This is a genomic window from Rhizobium aureum (genome assembly GCF_030182495.1).
Classification (GTDB): domain Bacteria; phylum Pseudomonadota; class Alphaproteobacteria; order Rhizobiales; family Rhizobiaceae; genus Rhizobium; species Rhizobium tropici_C.
On record NZ_JAQJCI010000004.1, the window covers coordinates 182923 to 197918 of the forward strand.

The window sequence follows — 14996 nt, forward strand, 5'->3', positions numbered from 1 at the left end:
AATCCCGGCGGACGTTGTCTGTCGCGAGCTTGCGCTGCTTACGGCAGCTGCTTGCCCTTGTAGGTGGCTTCGAAGCGGTCGAGGACGGCGTTGCCGTTCTTGACCAGGTTGTCGATGCCTTCCTGGACGCTGACCTTGTTGGCGAAGATGGCCTGCATCTGGTTGCCGAATTCGGCGCGGATCTGCGTGAAGTTGCCGAGGCGGACACCGCGGGTGATCGGGGTCGGCTCGGAAGCGGTGAGGCTGGCGATGGCGACTTCGCGGCCCTTGTAGGGAGCCTTGTCATAGAAACCGGAGGACTTCATGAAGTCGAAGCCGGACTTCTTGACCGGGATGTAGCCGGTGTTGGTGGACCAGAACAAAGCCGTTTCGGGCTTGCCGATGAAGTCGAGGAACGCTGCAGCCCCCTTGTATTCGTCAGCCGACTTGCCGGAGAGAACCCAGAGCGACGCGCCACCGACGAGCGAATTCTTGCGCTCGGTACCGGCGTAGACCGGAAGCTCGGCGACATCCCAGTTCATGCCGGCCTTCTGCGTCTTGCCAACGGTACCGTGGTCGCCGACCGAGGTCATGATCATCTGGCAATCGCCGGCGGCGAAGGCTTGAACCATGTCCTGGCCGAGGTCCTTGGACTTGATCTTGATGAGGCCCTGGTCGTACCAGCCCTTGAGGTCCGTTACGTACTTGACGAACTTCGTCTTGTTGACGGTCAGGCGGGCATCGAGGCCGTCATAGCCGTTGTTCTTCGTGGCAACCGGCTGATCGTGGATAGCAGAGAACTGCTCCATCAGCTGCCAGCTTTCATTGCCGGAGATGTTGATCGCCATCGGGCAATCATAGCCGGCGCCCTTGAGCGCCTTCATGTCTTCGGCAGCTTCTTCCCAGGTCTTCGGAGCGGCGGTCTTGCCGATCTTGGCGAAGGCGTCCTTGTTCCAGTAGAGCAGGGCGGTCGAGGAGTTGAACGGGAAGGAGAGCAGTTCGCCCTTGGAGGTGGCGTAATAGCGGGCAATACCCGGGAAATAGTCGTCCCACTTAACCTTGTAGCCGTTTTCGGACATCAGCTTGCTGACCGGGTAGTAAGCGCCCGAAAGCATCATGGTGGCGGTGCCGACGTCATAGACCTGGACGATCGTCGGCTGCTTGTTGGCGCGGAAGGCGGCAATGGTGTTCTGCAGCGCGGCGTCGTAATTGCCCTGGCTGACGCAGGAGACTTCGTAATCCTTCTGGGAATCGTTGAAGTTCTTGCAGAGCGTCTGTACGACGCGTTCCAGGTCGCCCGACAGGCCGAACCAGAAATCGAACTTGGCCGGAGCAGCGGCAGCAGGCAAAGCCAGCGCTACGCTCATGACGCCGGCAGCAGCGGCCGAAATGTAGTTTTTAAGTTTCGACATAATCCCTATTTCCTTTTTGAAAGCTCGGAACCGGTGGCCTTGCGCAAGTCCGCGGTAGCGCGGGTTATAGACAAGCTGTGTGACAGTTTGTTGAGGGCAAGAATCCCGTATTGCCGGGCATTTCCGGCCGAAATCAGGGATTTCGGGCAACCAATCTTTGAACGATCAGGCATTTGAGTCAACGCTAATCGAGGCGCTTGCTGCCTGCCCGAATGGTGATGCATGATCGCTTCGAGACGAATCCGGAGAAGCATGCGAAGAGGCAAGCAATGAACCTGAGCGAGCGGCAGAAGATGGCGGCGGGAGAATGGTATTGCTGCTTCGATCCCGAGCTCGACCGTCTGCGCTGGCAGGCCCGGGAAGCAGTGCATCAGCACAATACGATGCCGCCTGTCGAGCGCGGCAATATCGGACCGGCTCTGGCGGCGCTCTTTGCCGATGCCGGCGAGAATGTTTTCATCGAGGCTCCGTTCCATTGCTCCTATGGCATCAACATCTCACTCGGCCGGTGGGTCTATATGAATGCCGGCTGCACCATTCTCGACAGCGGCAGCGTCCGCATCGGTGATGGCAGTATGCTGGGACCGGGCGTCCATATCTACTGTGCCGAGCACCATAAGGATCGCGAGCTGCGCGGTGCGGGTATCGAAATCGCGCGGCCGGTCACCGTCGGCAGCAGCGTATGGATCGGCGGTGGTGCAATCCTTGTCGGCGGCGTGACGATCGGCGATGGCGCAATCATCGGCGCGGGCGCGGTCGTGACCAGGGACGTCGCAGCCGGTGCGACCGTTGTCGGCAATCCAGCCCGCGCGATCGGCGCAGCGAGCGACTAGTCCGCCGGACGGCGTTTCTTGGCCCACCAGACGGCGAAGCGGCGGCGCCAGCGTCGAACGATGGGCATATCGTGCGAGAGCACGATGAAGCCCAAGGGCAGCATCCAGAAACCGAGCACCGGCAGGAAGCCGAGCAGGCCGCCGAAGATGAGGGCAACTCCCACACCCAGGCGGGCAAGGCGTGACCGCGGCAGGGGAATTCTCAAGGAGCCGAAAACAAGCTCGCGTGTTGCGGGATCAATGCCGAAACGGCGGGTTTCCCGGCCATTTCGATCGGCATTTTCGGTCGTTCGGCTCTGATCGGTCATCCACAGGAAATGGTGAGGCGGGGAAATAATGCAAGAGAATTCGATTTTTTTGAAAAAACCGCTTGGCAAATCGAGAAAGCATTTGTAGAAGCCCACTCACACCGCGCCAAGCGCATTCCCTGGTAGCTCAGCGGTAGAGCATTCGACTGTTAATCGACAGGTCGCCGGTTCGAATCCGGCCCGGGGAGCCACTTTCTTCCATAAATATTGCAGCATAGAGATAGTGGCGAAAGCGTCGTCGTTTTGCCGAGCGATGGTCGTTGTCTCGTGCAGGCGGTTGGCCAGCCTCTGAACGGCAAAGCTCTAGCAGCGCAGTTTGGCAGTTTTATTGCACATGCTTCGCGCCGGCAGTTTCTCGACCTCTGTCTTCTATCCAGATTTCCCCTTCAAACCGTTCTCATTGCCAGCGTTTCCAAGTCGTGGCAGCATCGCGTGCTCTTTGCACCGGCTGGGACCGCAAGGGGGCAGGGGAGATCTGGCATGGTGGAGAATGCAGTCGCCTGGAAGGCGGCTACGCGTCGCTTTCGTGGGCGGGATGGGTGCTCACGGCGATCGTGACTCTTGCTTTTGCGGCCGACGCCGCCGTCAACTTGTTTTCGCCCGCCGCACTTACGGCGGAGATGACCGCAACCGGATTTTCGGCCAATCAGGCGGGAGCAGTCGGGCTGATCATCCTCGTCTGTGCGGTTCTTTACGCAGTTCCGCACACGGCGGTGCTCGGCGCAATCCTGATGACGGGCTTTCTTGGCGGCGCAATCTGCACGCATTTCCGTCTTGGAGAGATCGGCTCGCCGCCACAACTTATCAGTTTGCTTCTGGGAGTCATGGCGTGGAGCGGGCTTTATCTTCGCGATGAACGCCTCCGGCGCCTTCTGCCCATCCGCTCTGCTATCGGGTGAAAATCGGCGCGCACATCATTCTCGATTTTTTGCCGCAACAGCAAGTGACTTGCGCTGCAGTTGATTGTCCGGACAGCGCGAATGGCGTAGGCTAATCCGAAAACAAGCGGCCGCTACCGATATCTCAGCAGCGGCCGTTTTTCTTTTGGTGCAGTCGGAAGGATTGCGTGTCCGTTTCATCTTGCCTTGTGGCTTAGCGGGAAGCGGCGCCGGGATATCAGGGGCGGATTTCCAATATTACGCCGCTATGGTGCCGACGATAATAACGACGGTCGTCCCGCCATCTGTCGTCCCGCCATCTGTTATGCCAATGGCGGCGTTCCCAGCGGCGCTCCCGCCAATGGCGGCGGTCGTAATCACGGTCACGCCAATAAGGCCGGCGGTCGTAATCTGGATATCTGCGTGTTCCGCGTTCCTGCACCAGGATGACGTTCGAAGCAGTCGATGAACTGCCAAGCGTTGTAGACGCGGCGGGCAGGGCAGCCGATAGTACGGAACCCAAGGCAAGCGCGGCGGTCAAGGCGATTGAGGCGAGATGTTTCAAGGCGGTAACTCCTATATTCAGCCACGTCCCTTTCAGCGAAAAACGCCACGGTGACGACAAGGTTCCCTTCTCCGGTTGATCGGAAGCCTTGTGACACGCGTGCTGATCGCAGGATGGCTCTGCAATTTCCAGGAGTTGCCGTTAAAAAGGGGGCCGGCAGGGAAAGCCGGACCCCTTCCTTCTCTGATCGGAGGTCAAGTCTGATCAGGTCAGAAGTTGCGTTCGAAGCGCAGGATGCCCGAAACGGTGTCGTCGTGGGCATAGTCATAGTGAACATAAGTCACTTCCGGCTCGACCAGGAGGTTCTTGACCGGATTGAACTTCAGGTTCGTGGTTGCTTCGAAGATCTTCGAGTCGCTGTAGGCAAGCTGCAGGTTCCACTTCAGCTTGTCGTTGAACGGAACGCCGACGCCGCCCCAAACGGCCCAGTCACCCCAGCCGCACTTCGATGCATTGACGGTGCCGTTCGGTGCCGTGCAAGCGGAGACGTCCTGGTTCGTGCCGGCATACTTGTTGAGCTTGTCGCCGTCGGTGTTCCAACCGCCCATCAAGAAGGCCGTGAATGCGCCGAAATCGGCATCGACGCGAGCCTTGATGGCGCCTTCTTCGACGATCGAGTCGTAACCGCCGACAACCTTGAAGCCCCATGCACCGGACTTGAAGCCGGCACCGGCAACGACGTCGGGAGCGTAGTGGTTGGTCCGGTCGTCCGTCCACCAGCTTGCGCCGTAGGATGCCGAACCGGTCGTGGCGGAGTTGGAATCTTCAAGCGAGATCACTGCCGAGAAGCCGTTGCCCGCATCATATTCGTAGGTCAACTGGTTGAGTTCGTACGGGCCGTCATAGATCACGTCGTCGTTGATGACGTCGCCGGCGTAACCGATGTACAGGTTGTACTGCGAGTCCTTCTTACCAACGGTGAAGCCGCCGAGGCTGATGTAGGACCATAGCAGGTTGGTGGAGGTGGAGCCGCCGTCGTTCCAGTCCCAACGAACGATGGTTTCGGTCTTCAGCGGACCGTATTCGGTGTCGGTCGCGGTGTCGACGTTCAACTCGGCGCGCGTGTGCCAGAGCGTGCCCTGATGGCTGTCGCGGTTGTAAGCATTGTACCATTCACCTTCGGTACGAACCTTGCCGCCGATCTTGAGGCAGGTTTCCGTGCCCGGAATGAAGAAGTAGCCAGCACCGTAAGCGTCGCAGATGCGGACGTATTCCAGCGGCTCCGGCTCAGCGGCGACGATGGCGTCGGCCGCGTGAGCACCGGAAACTGCCGCGAGCGCAGCAGCGGAGCCGAGAAGAAGGCTCTTGATGTTCATAGTAACTCCAATCTTTCTTGATTGGGCATGAGATATCGCGCCGAAAACGACGTGCCCAACCCCATCCCGTTCATGTTCCCTATTCAGTAGGTGCGAAGTAATAAGCTTCGCGAACTATTTCGTGAACCTGCTTCGCTGATTTGGCAAGATACTAAGAGTTACGAACTATATGCGCACTACTTGAAAATGGACGTTGTTGCAAAAATGACGCAATTCGTTGATCGGGACCGACTACGGCCGCTTTTGATATCGTCAGCACGACATCCGCTTTTAAAGCGTGGAAACGGCGGGAGTTGGTGGGTGAAAGGAATATGCGAGCGGCCGATATAGAGAAGAGGGCTGCCGTCGTACGATCATAGTTATGCTGCCCACCGATTCTGGTCGATCGACTATGAGCAATCACTACGCCCTCCTACAAATTTAAGGCTTTGAACCGCGATTGCGGAAATGATTCTCCAGGAAAGAAATCGGGGAAAGGGCGTTTTCCGAGCCGGCTTGGCTGTGGTGCGTCCGACGACATTACTTTGGGGGCGTATTCTCGTCGGACGCGGCACTGTCCGGTTAGGGGGTGGCGTCCAAACCGGTAGCGCTGATTTTAGTATCTACCGCAGGTACCTATAACCTACCTGAATGGACTGGCGCCTCTGGCTGGGGGCTCACCCGAAAGTGAGCGGACTGTTCCGGCTATGGCCGCAGGTCAAAGAAGGCAAAGCGGCAGCCAATGGCCGCGTCTTCAAAAGGCGCCCCGAATTTCACGGCCTATCGATATAAAGGGAGAGTGGAGGCCTCGCCCGGTCCTCCGTATTTCATATATTACCGCAGCTTATCGAACTGCGGTGCCACACTTGGCTGAAATAAATGCCAAGCATTTTCAATCAGCGCTGCCACACCCTGCCACACCTTGAGGCTCTTCCGCCACCGGCAGCAGCTTGTCCCCGATCCCATCCCAGTTGACCTTTGCAACCGTCTGTCGCGCCAGTCGCGCCCGTTCGGCCTGGCGTGTGTAGATCTTCGATGTCTTTCCATCCTTCCAGCCGAACATAGCCTCAAGCATGCTGTCGGTGGCCTCATTGTGGGCCGCGTCAGTTGCCGCGCCTTTGCGGACGCTGTGCGAGGTCAGGTGAGGAAGCCCGGCTTGCTTGAACCAATCTGCTATCCGGTTCCCCAGACCTTTCACGCTGAACGGCTTGCCGTAATCCGTGACGAGGTAGGTGAGGTCGGTGATCTTGTGGGTTGCGAGCACGCCTTCCAAGATAGGATGTATGACGAGCTCGATATCTACCGGGGTCCGATTGCGGTTCTTGAACAGCCGGAGCTTGAACATATCCCGGCGCCGGTGCTGTGGGCCAAGCACAGCGATGTCAGAGACGCGCAGCCCGGTATACATACCGATCGCCAGATAAAGGACCGCCTTGGATTGGGTGCCGTGGTGAGCAATGAACTTCTCGAGCTCTTCCGGCGTGGCGGTGGCATGGCCGTCGGTTTGTGCACGGAACGATTCGACTAGGCGAGCGTGGTTGATCGCATATGGCTTGCCATCAGGATCCTTGGTGTCGAACACCTGACGGAGAACCTTGAGACGCTCGTCCGCGGCGAACGGCGTGTCCTTCTTGCGGTCTCTCAGCGCGGTGATGTTACCCACATCCATCTTCGACATAGGCATTTCGCCGAACCGGCGAGAATCAGTGGCGCTCAGTGGCTCATCCCACATCGCCTCTATGATGGACCGCCGCTTGGCCTGAGTAGTAGTGTCGAGAGAGGTGAAGGCCTGTGATTTCATGTAGGCCAGAGATAGCCACTTGAAACTGTTTGGCTTAACTTCCAGGCGGGACAGCCTCTGAGCGGGCTCTTCGCGCTGCACGGCCTTCTCTGCGGCTTTCCGGGCCTTCCAATATGCCTCAGTGAATTCTTCGCTGTTGATATTATTCGGCAGCCGGCAGATACGCTTGCCGTCGATCCGCAGATAATAGCGCATCCTGTCGTGCCGGCTCTTGTTCTTCTCAATGTAGGGCAGATCAATATTCGCCACGTCTGTCATGCAGATGCCCGCCAGTCATCGCCGTCGTCAGCCTCTGCCCCCTGTTTCGGAACGCCGTCCTCGGGCCACTCTGACATTGCGGCAGCGATCTCAGCGACAAGCCAGACTTTTCGGCTATGCCACTTCCGCGGCTTCGGAAGAAATCCCTCCTCAACCATAAGATCGACCGTGTTGGCGCTGACGCCGATGGCAAGCGCGACCTCGGACCTATTCAGCCCAAGTCGCGGCACGTTGCGGGAAAGATCAACGGTTCCTCCCATCTCATCCCCGCTTTCCACCGCTGTTTTCCACAGATGCGGCGTTGTCCTTTTGTTCCTGCAATAAGGTGGGGGAGGAGTCCGAGAGGGCGGCGTCTTCTGCTTCAACGCATTCCATGTATTCGCGCTGAAACTCAATCTCTGCGGATATCTCTTCAGACGACAGCCACCATTTCCGTTGGCAGCGAAAGCACCAAGCCTCGCCGGTCAGGATATCGATGTCAGGGTGCGCGCAATCGCAGTCGAGATCATCGTCATCGAAATAGCCGATGTCTTCCCATTCGAGGTCTTCGCGGGTTTTGTCCATCACTTCCCCGCCTCCTCGTTAAGAGCGGCGCGGCCGAGCGGTGTGATCCGATATCCGTTTCCGACCCAGAAAACCAAGTTCTCATGGATGAAATAGGAAAGGTCAGCGTCTGCCTTTTCTGGCGGGACGCCTCCCCACAGCGGGACAGGGCTATTTGCCAAATCCCTCAACTGGCTCTTTTGGGCGCCAAAAAGATAAGCCATCACCGCCCCTCCAGCTTAGAGAGGAAGGCGCGGGCATCATCAGAATACGCGCCATGTCCAGCAGCAAACGGCTCCAGCACCTTCCTCACCTCTTCCATCATCTCTGCTTGGCGCTGGCGTTCGGCTTCTACAATGTCGGCTCTGATATATCGTGTTGGCTTTTCGCCGCATTCGCAGCATGTTTCGAAAACGGCATCCCGGCACCATTGCCGGCCTTCAGGCTGGTTATCTTCCGCGCACTTCGGCTCAAGCCAGATTTCGGGATGATCGCTCATGGCCTCTCCCCTTCGTTAGAGGGGGAGGACCGCCGTGCTGGCAACGGGCGCCAATGGGTGGGCGCTTCCTTCCAGCACCAAGAGCCAGTGCACCATGCATCCTCGCCATCGTTCCACGCAACGATTTCGGGCTCGCCCCACTCTGCGTGATCAGCAAGGATGCTTTCACCAGACTTCGGCGCGCTTGATATGTCCAGCCACCCGTCCCCACCGTTTCCGGCTTCTATAGGGGTGTGGAGAGAAGCGCGCAGATTGCCAAGTGTGTCGCTGATGATGGACCGTTTGCCGATCTCGACGCGTACCGGAGTGTCGTCGGGCAAATCTTCAGTGCCTTCGCCAAGCCAATCAGAGATGAGATCGGCGGCGCTTCCGATTTCTATTTCAGCCTGGATGGCCTTCATCGCGGCATTGAATAGCTTCGGAGCGTGCCACTTCGGATCAAAGATGATCGTATCGGGACCGGGATAGTTTCGGACGAAATAGTCAGTAAAGGCTTCCAGAGCCTTATCGTGTGGGGTTGTCATAGGAATAATCCTTGCTGTTCGTCGTACCGCTCGACCGTCTTGACCGACCGGCGATATTGCTCGAATGGCGTCTTTCGCCAGATCTGCGGAGAGTTTGCCCACCGCGCGACATCGCGCAGAAGCTGCTTGTTCCAGTCGAAACGGGGATAGGGCTCGCGCTCAAGGGCGTTGAGCTTCATGTATGGCTGCACGTGCGGTTCTCCGCCCCATGCTATGACCTCGCGGATTCGGTCCATGCATGATGCGAACGGTTCATTGCCGATCAGGACATAGACGCGCTTGCGGCGAGGCGAAACCTCGCGGAGCATTTTCATCACTCGCTCGACGTAGCTGCGCTCCTGCTGGTCGTCGTAGGCGAAGCGCCATGGCCCCTTGTTGATAGCCTTCCAGCGGTTGAATACGTCGTCATCGAAGGTGCGCGGCTCGAAACCGGAGTTGGCGTCAAGCAATGGCACTTCGGCGGCGATGTACCTATTGATGATGAAATCCTGATAGTCTGCCGGCAGGCCGGAGAGATTGTTATCGCAGAGGATCGGCCGCACTGGAAACTCTGGCAGCAGAGTAAATTGCTTACCTTCCATCTTCGGCACGATGCAGAACCAGCATCCGACGGGGCAGCCACGGCTTGCGATCGTGGCGTTCGGATTGTGATGCACCACGGCGTCAGGAATGTCGCCGCCGATCTCTGCTACGTCCGCGAGAAAGTGCTTGCGCGTGAAGATACCTGGGCCGCCGGCCCGAACCTTGTAGCCAAGCGACCGCCAGTAGACGGCGCGCTGGTATGCGTCCTGCAGCTTCCAAGTAAAAGCAATAGATAGATAGGCGGTGTCGCCATCCGTCCATTCGGCTAAGCCGCCGACCCAGCCCGCCATCACTCCCCTCCTTTATAGAGAGGGGCGGCGGCGACCACATGAAATTCCCCACGCAAATCTCGTGCACGGTTGAAGCGATCACGTTGTTCTGGATCGCCCATGACCCATGGATAAAGCTCGCCAGCGTCGACTCGATCTTGCGTCAAGCGCTTCGCACGAGCGAGAGGGCTTTCAGGTCGTCGATCGACACAGGACTTGCACTGACACGGTGGGCAGGTGCAATCGTTCTCAGGGCCGCATATCTCGCAAGGAAGGTAGCTCATCCTTTGCTCTCCCCTTGCTGGGAGAGGGCGGTACGGGCATTTCGTCGTGCATTGTCGAGATCAAGGAGAGCGTCGGCCTGGCCGCCGTCGATCATTGCCGTGTAGATTTCGTGTGTCCTCGTTGCGGCAAGTTGCTCGTAGCAATTCTCCATGCGCTTCAAGGCTTCGCTGAGAATGCCGTTCTCCTCCCTCAGCGCGGCGATATCGGAGGCGGGGGTGGGGGTGGGGGAAGACGCGCTTTTGAGAAGCTCGATGCTTTCCCAAGCCGCGAACGGATCTTCCAACTCGTCTACCTGCTCGGCAACCTTCAGCATCTCAGCCGCGAGAGCCATAACCGTTTCGGCCTTCACGACACCCTTGCCGCCGCATGCACCACAGAGCAAACTTGGCTGCCCGACCGGGCAGGTTTCATCTTGCTCGAATGTTGTGCACGGGCATGCAACGGTACCTATCCAGTCCACCGTTTCATCTAATTGCGCCTTCACCGCCACAGGCAGAGGCGCGGGTGAGGCGTAAAGGGGTGTGACGGAATATCCCTTTGGCATTTCGCCACCCACCCAAAACGATGACGCCATAGGGTCATATTGCGTGGCTAGCGTCACACGCTGTTTGCCGTTCGGCTGCGTTACTATGTGGGCCACCGGCCCTCCGGGTAGGAGTGCAAGGGCGGCGGTGAGGACTTCTGTTGCAAGACCTTCAGCCATTTCCTCAGAAAACATTGGTCGAAACTTTGCAGCGACGGCTTCGATCATTTCAGGTGTCGGTGACATGCGTCGATTTCCTTGTAGAGCGGTCTCGGCTGCAGGCTCGGCTTAGGCTGCCGGCGCAATGCCTTTTGGGATTTGGGGAAAGGTGCGGAGCGGAGCTTGGACGTTGGCCGGATCGCTCTCGTCGCCTTATCGCGTTGACGGTCAGACTTGCGGATGCGCCGAATATCGTCAGCCGTCTTTTCGGCGTGGCAGACGCGGCAGATCAGGCGACCGTTGGCAATCGTCGGTTCGCCGCCAAGGGCGCAAGGAAGGATATGATCGACCTCTCCCTCCCCAGTCTTCAGGACGGCCTTGCACTTTTCGCAGTGGCCGGCGGCGCGGGCGATGATCGCGGCTTTGGTCTTGCGTGAGAATTCAAGACGGTTCGCCATCACCGGGAACCTTCCACATGATACTGCCACCAAAAATCGGAGCCGCCTCTAAGATATTGGTGCTTCTGAACACAGCGCCGACGCACCCAACGCAGCCAAGCAAAGCGCTGGTCATACGTCCTGATCGGGAACCATGCGAACCAATCGTGCCATGGTCCAACGGGATCGCCGAACATCATTTGTGGATTCGGATCAGTCATCCGCGCCTCCATACCCAAGACAGAATCCGAGCGAAGAACTTCCGACGGCGAGCCGCGGCGATTTCTGCCTGCAGCTGCGCGGCTCTCTCAGCCTTCATCTGCTGATAGGCGAGGGTCGTCGATCTCGCGTGAGGATATTTGAGCAAGTGCTTGCGGATGGCGTCGGTCATGCTGCACCGCCTGACGCATACAGGTCGCAAATCTGTCCCGCCGTGAAGAGATCAGAGCGAAGTTCGGCAATGCGGCCGACGAGTTCCGGAATCTGGTCCGGCCAAACCCACCAAACCGGGAAAGCGCCATCCTCTTCGGCCCGCCGAAAGTCGCCGCCATTGGTTACGCGGCGTCCGAAGCTATCGAAACACATGGCTGTGAAGTGGTGGCCGCGCCAGCCCTTTATCTCGCCGTGTTCCGTGTTGTTGTACTGCGGGTGACGGGTGAGCCAGGAACTAGCCTTGTTCACCCATTGCTGATGGCTTGTGAACTTCTGGCCTTCGAAGGGAGGGTTGAAACGGAGTTTGGTCATGCTGCCCTCCTGATATCCTCAATGACGCGATAGACATGCCGAGCTTCATCGACGCTGCGGATTTCAGCTGTGTGGTATTCCTCGACGCCGAGAACGTGAGCGATCATTGAATATAGCTCGCGCCGGCCGTATCGGCCCGACTTCCAAAGAGGGTCGAGAATGCGGTGAATGTGCTGGCGAGCCTCTTTGATTTCGCGGGTGGGAATGCACCCAAGCGGATTGGTCCGGTTCTTGGTCTTATGATGGCAGCCGACGAAGTTGCCGCAGGCATCGCATTTCCAGAACGGAAGGTCTTTCAAGTCGGCCCGGTGCGGGTAGATCTCGGCGCCGTCAGTAAGGCGAGCCGAAACGTGGGCCTGGCATCCGGTGCAGAAGATTGAGCGCGTCTTGCTCATGCGGCGCTCCTATCGTTCGCGCCGTCATGGAAGCCGCCGCGGATTGTCTCAGTGAGGTGAATGCCGTTGGTGTCGCAGAAGGCGAGGGCATAGGTGATTAGGCTGGCCGCGCGGGCGACGGACATCTGCGCCGTGCTCTCTCGAATGTTGACGAATTCACCTTCCAGACCTGGAACGAATTCAACTTCGCCGGCCGTCGCTTTCGTGTGCCCGGAAACCAGAAGAACCTTCCATTCGTCGGCATCGCGGCGCTTGCCGGCCCATGACATGTGGGACTTGGCAATGTCCGTGCAGATCGCATGGAATTTGGCGTTCTGGTCGAGGCTGCGTGTTGCTGGGCCGAGGGTGACGGCGCTCCCTTCCGGAGCCGATCGGAGGGCCGCAATAGCATTATCGCGCACCCGGTCATTGATGAGGATGAAGCGTTGCTTTTTTTGGGCCATGGTCAGCCTGCCATCAAAGGATGCTGGGAGACTGCCTTGTCAGCGTTTACCGGGCGCTTCTGGCGTGCAGCCTCAAGGCGCTTTTTCAGCTCCAGGGCATCACCGGGGTGGCGAGCCCAATAAATCTGCAGACTGGCGCGGTTGGCATCTTCCCATTTCGCCACGGCGATAGGGTCGAGATTGGCAATATGCTCGACGACTGCGTCGAAGAACCTGCCATCAGGCACATTCTCAAGAGCAAAACCGTCGCCCCACCAGATCGTGAGGGCATCCTTGCCGCCGATCGCGCGGAGCCGATTATCTTGTTGCTCCTGAATGACGATTTCGGAAGCGGTCAGGTCTAAGACCTTTGCGCGGTCCATCTCGGCTTCATCATATAGACCGGTGAACTGCTCGGGCCAGCCGGCACGCAACGCCTGCATTTCCGCGCACTTGGCGATCATCAGGCGCGGCATGCGGCACCAGTTGCCGGAATCGTCCAGCATCTGCTTGCCGGTCTTATAGCTATTGCCGTCTTCGCCGCGCTTCCATTCGTCTTTGATGGGGGCAAATTCTTCCCAGAATGCTTGACCGGCGACTTCGTACCAGTCGCTAGTTTTTGGGTCCTGCTTCCAGAGGTAGACGGTGGCGGATACAATACCGTGCGGGTTAAGCGGTCCTTTGAGCGACTGGTCGATCTCGTAGACAGGCGGCTTGCTGGCCGGTCGGTAGTCGCCACAGCGCTGCGCAATGACGCGCTGGCCGTCTCGGCTGATGATGATTGTCATCTTTCGCTTCGCCGGCTGCGTCTTATTGAAGACCATTGGAATGATTTGACCGAGGAAAGGATCGAGCCCCTTGGCCTTGGCAACCTCCATGTAGAGATTGAATTCGTCGTCGTTGGTGTCTTTGGCGACGGTCGTCTTGACGAGCGCTACCTGTCTCGGGGACATGTCGAATTTCGTGATGGCGTTCATAATCACTTCCTCCGTACGGAAAGGCTGCGGCTGCCGTTGTCGAGAGTGGCGCCCGGAACGGTGCCTTCGTCGAGCGCGGCCCTGAGGGCTTTCTTGTCGAGCGTCGGCGCGGGCCGCTCTTGCTCGATCCAGAACCTTGTCGGGATATCGGCCTCGTTGATGACGATCAGGCCGGGCGCGCGCTTCGTCAGGGTCAGCGTTGCCGATGGCATGCGAAAGCTTTCCTGTTCGGTCGCAATCATCGCCTGTTCAATCGTGGCCCTGATGCGCTCGGCGCGCTCTTCCATGCGCCGGCGGCGCTCGGATAGTTCCGCTTCCTTGGCCTTGAGCCCGACGATCTGGATTTCGCACTCATCAATTTCGGACAAGGCGGCTTCGATCGCCTCGAGGAGACTGGTTTCGCCCTCTATGCTGTCGGCGATCAGCTCTTGGTCATCGTCGGCGCCTTGGGAGCGAAGATTTGCCAGAAGGCGCTTCGCTGCTTCAGCTTGCCGCGCGACGTTGAATTCAGCGTCGTGCGACATGGACGGAGGACTCCTGATCGATAAGGGCCTTTTTCCGAAAGCCGTCATCGGCACTGGAACCGGCAGCGTAGAAAATCCCCGTGAGGACAATTGCGGAAATGAGGCAGATCGCGAAATTGACCTTCATCGAGCGGCGGAAGTGACTTTCCCGAGCCGCCCGTTCTCGGGCGAAAAGATCGGCGATGCGCTGGTGGCGGGCCTGATCTTCACATTCTCCAGAGGGGCATGAGCAGCCAAATTGCTTGATGATGCAGATGTCGGCCATCACGCACCAACCTTTTGCAGACCCTGTGTGCGGTGATCGAGCGTTCCGTAAACGCCTGGATGTGATGGCTTCTCGGCTTCGAGATCATCGTTCCAAAGCGCCCAAGCGCGGCTATTGAGAACGAAAGCCGGGAAAACGTGGCTGTCGGCGAAGTCGAAGTTCTCGGCGTCGGCGCGATAGATATATTGGCGGGCCACTTCCTCGGTGATGTCTTCCGGAGCGCCCATGGTTTCGATGTTGAGGCGATAAATGCGTGTCACATCGTCGGTCATCTCCTCGAGGACGTGAGAGGTTGTCATTGTCTTCCCGAAGAACGGGCTTTCACCAAAAAACGGTTTGCCGCCGCGTATCGTCTGGACGGTGATCAGAGTTTCGTTTGCTTCGATCATGAACTTGCGCATTGCCGTTCCTCATCTTGCGCTTCGTTTCGCTGCTTCGCCGGGTGGCTGGCTCAGTCGTTGCGCTGTGTTGATGAGTGGAATGTACGCAAATCATACATTCACGTCAAATGAAAAATGT

The 14996-nt window shown here is 58.3% G+C and carries 22 protein-coding genes and 1 tRNA gene; 3 read left to right on the top strand and 20 right to left on the bottom strand.

The genetic code is table 11. The annotated features are described in order from the left end of the window. Positions 1-38: 38 nt before the first annotated feature. Complete coding sequence (locus tag PH552_RS12030) at positions 39-1391, bottom strand: extracellular solute-binding protein (RefSeq protein ID WP_112340971.1); 1353 nt, start codon at positions 1389-1391, stop codon at positions 39-41. 269 nt (positions 1392-1660) lie between these two features. Here PH552_RS12030 and PH552_RS12035 point away from each other — a divergent pair, with 269 nt between their 5' ends. After that, on the top strand, positions 1661-2224 hold the full coding sequence (locus PH552_RS12035; protein ID WP_183763522.1) for a sugar O-acetyltransferase: 564 nt from the start codon (positions 1661-1663) through the stop codon (positions 2222-2224). Here the strand turns inward: PH552_RS12035 and PH552_RS12040 are convergent. Further along, complete coding sequence (locus PH552_RS12040) at positions 2221-2532, bottom strand: hypothetical protein (protein WP_183763518.1); 312 nt, start codon at positions 2530-2532, stop codon at positions 2221-2223. The two genes, PH552_RS12035 and PH552_RS12040, sit on opposite strands and share 4 nt — an antisense overlap. Before the next feature lie 116 nt (positions 2533-2648). On the opposite strand from PH552_RS12040, the gene PH552_RS12045 reads away from it, so the two are divergent. Beyond that, a tRNA-Asn gene (locus PH552_RS12045) sits at positions 2649-2723 on the top strand. 228 nt (positions 2724-2951) lie between these two features. After that, positions 2952-3431, top strand: coding sequence for a DoxX family protein (locus PH552_RS12050; RefSeq protein WP_285165953.1), 480 nt, complete (start codon positions 2952-2954; stop codon positions 3429-3431). Positions 3432-3648: 217 nt separating this feature from the next. On the opposite strand, the gene PH552_RS12055 is transcribed toward PH552_RS12050, so the two are convergent. The 18 genes from PH552_RS12055 to PH552_RS12140 form a co-directional block, all read right to left on the bottom strand. Next, entirely contained in the window at positions 3649-3975 is a 327-nt protein-coding gene (locus tag PH552_RS12055; protein ID WP_112340969.1) for a hypothetical protein, read from the bottom strand. Between the two features lie 209 nt (positions 3976-4184). Next, the gene (locus tag PH552_RS12060) at positions 4185-5291 is read right to left on the bottom strand and encodes a porin (RefSeq protein ID WP_112340968.1); all 1107 of its coding nucleotides are present in this window, start codon (positions 5289-5291) and stop codon (positions 4185-4187) included. A gap of 871 nt (positions 5292-6162) precedes the next feature. Continuing rightward, positions 6163-7329 (bottom strand): tyrosine-type recombinase/integrase, encoded by a 1167-nt coding sequence (locus PH552_RS12065; protein ID WP_285165955.1) that lies wholly within the window; start codon positions 7327-7329, stop codon positions 6163-6165. Further along, entirely contained in the window at positions 7326-7589 is a 264-nt protein-coding gene (locus PH552_RS12070; protein WP_285165957.1) for a helix-turn-helix transcriptional regulator, read from the bottom strand. The genes PH552_RS12065 and PH552_RS12070 overlap by 4 nt, the downstream gene beginning before the upstream one ends. A gap of 1 nt (position 7590) precedes the next feature. Next, positions 7591-7896 (bottom strand): hypothetical protein, encoded by a 306-nt coding sequence (locus PH552_RS12075; protein WP_285165959.1) that lies wholly within the window; start codon positions 7894-7896, stop codon positions 7591-7593. Next, positions 7893-8096, bottom strand: a complete 204-nt coding sequence (locus PH552_RS12080; protein ID WP_285165961.1) for a hypothetical protein — start codon at positions 8094-8096, stop codon at positions 7893-7895. Before PH552_RS12080 ends, PH552_RS12075 begins: the two co-directional genes overlap by 4 nt. Continuing rightward, entirely contained in the window at positions 8096-8371 is a 276-nt protein-coding gene (locus PH552_RS12085) for a hypothetical protein (RefSeq protein ID WP_285165962.1), read from the bottom strand. The genes PH552_RS12080 and PH552_RS12085 overlap by 1 nt, the downstream gene beginning before the upstream one ends. After that, the gene (locus PH552_RS12090; protein WP_285165964.1) at positions 8368-8895 is read right to left on the bottom strand and encodes a hypothetical protein; all 528 of its coding nucleotides are present in this window, start codon (positions 8893-8895) and stop codon (positions 8368-8370) included. Before PH552_RS12090 ends, PH552_RS12085 begins: the two co-directional genes overlap by 4 nt. Beyond that, positions 8892-9767: a radical SAM protein gene (locus tag PH552_RS12095; protein WP_285165966.1), complete on the bottom strand. Its 876-nt coding sequence runs from the start codon at positions 9765-9767 to the stop codon at positions 8892-8894. The genes PH552_RS12090 and PH552_RS12095 overlap by 4 nt, the downstream gene beginning before the upstream one ends. A gap of 259 nt (positions 9768-10026) precedes the next feature. After that, complete coding sequence (locus PH552_RS12100) at positions 10027-10800, bottom strand: hypothetical protein (RefSeq protein WP_285165967.1); 774 nt, start codon at positions 10798-10800, stop codon at positions 10027-10029. Next, on the bottom strand, positions 10779-11171 hold the full coding sequence (locus PH552_RS12105; RefSeq protein ID WP_285165969.1) for an HNH endonuclease: 393 nt from the start codon (positions 11169-11171) through the stop codon (positions 10779-10781). The genes PH552_RS12100 and PH552_RS12105 overlap by 22 nt, the downstream gene beginning before the upstream one ends. Before the next feature lie 366 nt (positions 11172-11537). Then, positions 11538-11894 carry a hypothetical protein gene (locus PH552_RS12110; RefSeq protein WP_285165971.1) on the bottom strand — a complete coding sequence of 119 codons (357 nt, stop codon included), beginning with the start codon at positions 11892-11894 and terminating at the stop codon, positions 11538-11540. Then, entirely contained in the window at positions 11891-12289 is a 399-nt protein-coding gene (locus PH552_RS12115; RefSeq protein ID WP_285165973.1) for a zinc-finger-containing protein, read from the bottom strand. Before PH552_RS12115 ends, PH552_RS12110 begins: the two co-directional genes overlap by 4 nt. Continuing rightward, positions 12286-12732 (bottom strand): recombination protein NinB, encoded by a 447-nt coding sequence (locus tag PH552_RS12120; RefSeq protein ID WP_285165974.1) that lies wholly within the window; start codon positions 12730-12732, stop codon positions 12286-12288. Before PH552_RS12120 ends, PH552_RS12115 begins: the two co-directional genes overlap by 4 nt. Before the next feature lie 2 nt (positions 12733-12734). Continuing rightward, positions 12735-13688 (bottom strand): phage recombination protein Bet, encoded by a 954-nt coding sequence (gene bet / locus PH552_RS12125; protein WP_285165975.1) that lies wholly within the window; start codon positions 13686-13688, stop codon positions 12735-12737. 2 nt (positions 13689-13690) lie between these two features. Then, positions 13691-14212: a siphovirus Gp157 family protein gene (locus PH552_RS12130; RefSeq protein ID WP_285165977.1), complete on the bottom strand. Its 522-nt coding sequence runs from the start codon at positions 14210-14212 to the stop codon at positions 13691-13693. Next, complete coding sequence (locus tag PH552_RS12135; RefSeq protein ID WP_285165978.1) at positions 14196-14480, bottom strand: hypothetical protein; 285 nt, start codon at positions 14478-14480, stop codon at positions 14196-14198. The genes PH552_RS12130 and PH552_RS12135 overlap by 17 nt, the downstream gene beginning before the upstream one ends. Continuing rightward, positions 14477-14878 (bottom strand): hypothetical protein, encoded by a 402-nt coding sequence (locus PH552_RS12140; RefSeq protein ID WP_285165980.1) that lies wholly within the window; start codon positions 14876-14878, stop codon positions 14477-14479. Before PH552_RS12140 ends, PH552_RS12135 begins: the two co-directional genes overlap by 4 nt. Positions 14879-14996: the final 118 nt, after the last annotated feature.

Excerpts from the sequence above, each read along its gene's own strand:
- PH552_RS12065 (WP_285165955.1), bottom strand. The coding sequence starts at position 7,329 with ATGACAGACGTGGCGAATATTGATCTGCCCTACATTGAGAAGAACAAG.
- PH552_RS12105 (WP_285165969.1), bottom strand. The coding sequence starts at position 11,171 with ATGGCGAACCGTCTTGAATTCTCACGCAAGACCAAAGCCGCGATCATC.
- PH552_RS12040 (WP_183763518.1), bottom strand. The coding sequence starts at position 2,532 with ATGACCGATCAGAGCCGAACGACCGAAAATGCCGATCGAAATGGCCGG.
- PH552_RS12120 (WP_285165974.1), bottom strand. The coding sequence starts at position 12,732 with ATGGCCCAAAAAAAGCAACGCTTCATCCTCATCAATGACCGGGTGCGC.
- PH552_RS12090 (WP_285165964.1), bottom strand. The coding sequence starts at position 8,895 with ATGACAACCCCACACGATAAGGCTCTGGAAGCCTTTACTGACTATTTC.
- bet (WP_285165975.1), bottom strand. The coding sequence starts at position 13,688 with ATGAACGCCATCACGAAATTCGACATGTCCCCGAGACAGGTAGCGCTC.
- PH552_RS12100 (WP_285165967.1), bottom strand. The coding sequence starts at position 10,800 with ATGTCACCGACACCTGAAATGATCGAAGCCGTCGCTGCAAAGTTTCGA.
- PH552_RS12115 (WP_285165973.1), bottom strand. The coding sequence starts at position 12,289 with ATGAGCAAGACGCGCTCAATCTTCTGCACCGGATGCCAGGCCCACGTT.
- PH552_RS12130 (WP_285165977.1), bottom strand. The coding sequence starts at position 14,212 with ATGTCGCACGACGCTGAATTCAACGTCGCGCGGCAAGCTGAAGCAGCG.
- PH552_RS12140 (WP_285165980.1), bottom strand. The coding sequence starts at position 14,878 with ATGCGCAAGTTCATGATCGAAGCAAACGAAACTCTGATCACCGTCCAG.
- PH552_RS12035 (WP_183763522.1), top strand. The coding sequence starts at position 1,661 with ATGAACCTGAGCGAGCGGCAGAAGATGGCGGCGGGAGAATGGTATTGC.
- PH552_RS12070 (WP_285165957.1), bottom strand. The coding sequence starts at position 7,589 with ATGGGAGGAACCGTTGATCTTTCCCGCAACGTGCCGCGACTTGGGCTG.
- PH552_RS12095 (WP_285165966.1), bottom strand. The coding sequence starts at position 9,767 with ATGGCGGGCTGGGTCGGCGGCTTAGCCGAATGGACGGATGGCGACACC.
- PH552_RS12080 (WP_285165961.1), bottom strand. The coding sequence starts at position 8,096 with ATGGCTTATCTTTTTGGCGCCCAAAAGAGCCAGTTGAGGGATTTGGCA.
- PH552_RS12030 (WP_112340971.1), bottom strand. The coding sequence starts at position 1,391 with ATGTCGAAACTTAAAAACTACATTTCGGCCGCTGCTGCCGGCGTCATG.
- PH552_RS12110 (WP_285165971.1), bottom strand. The coding sequence starts at position 11,894 with ATGACCAAACTCCGTTTCAACCCTCCCTTCGAAGGCCAGAAGTTCACA.
- PH552_RS12085 (WP_285165962.1), bottom strand. The coding sequence starts at position 8,371 with ATGAGCGATCATCCCGAAATCTGGCTTGAGCCGAAGTGCGCGGAAGAT.
- PH552_RS12060 (WP_112340968.1), bottom strand. The coding sequence starts at position 5,291 with ATGAACATCAAGAGCCTTCTTCTCGGCTCCGCTGCTGCGCTCGCGGCA.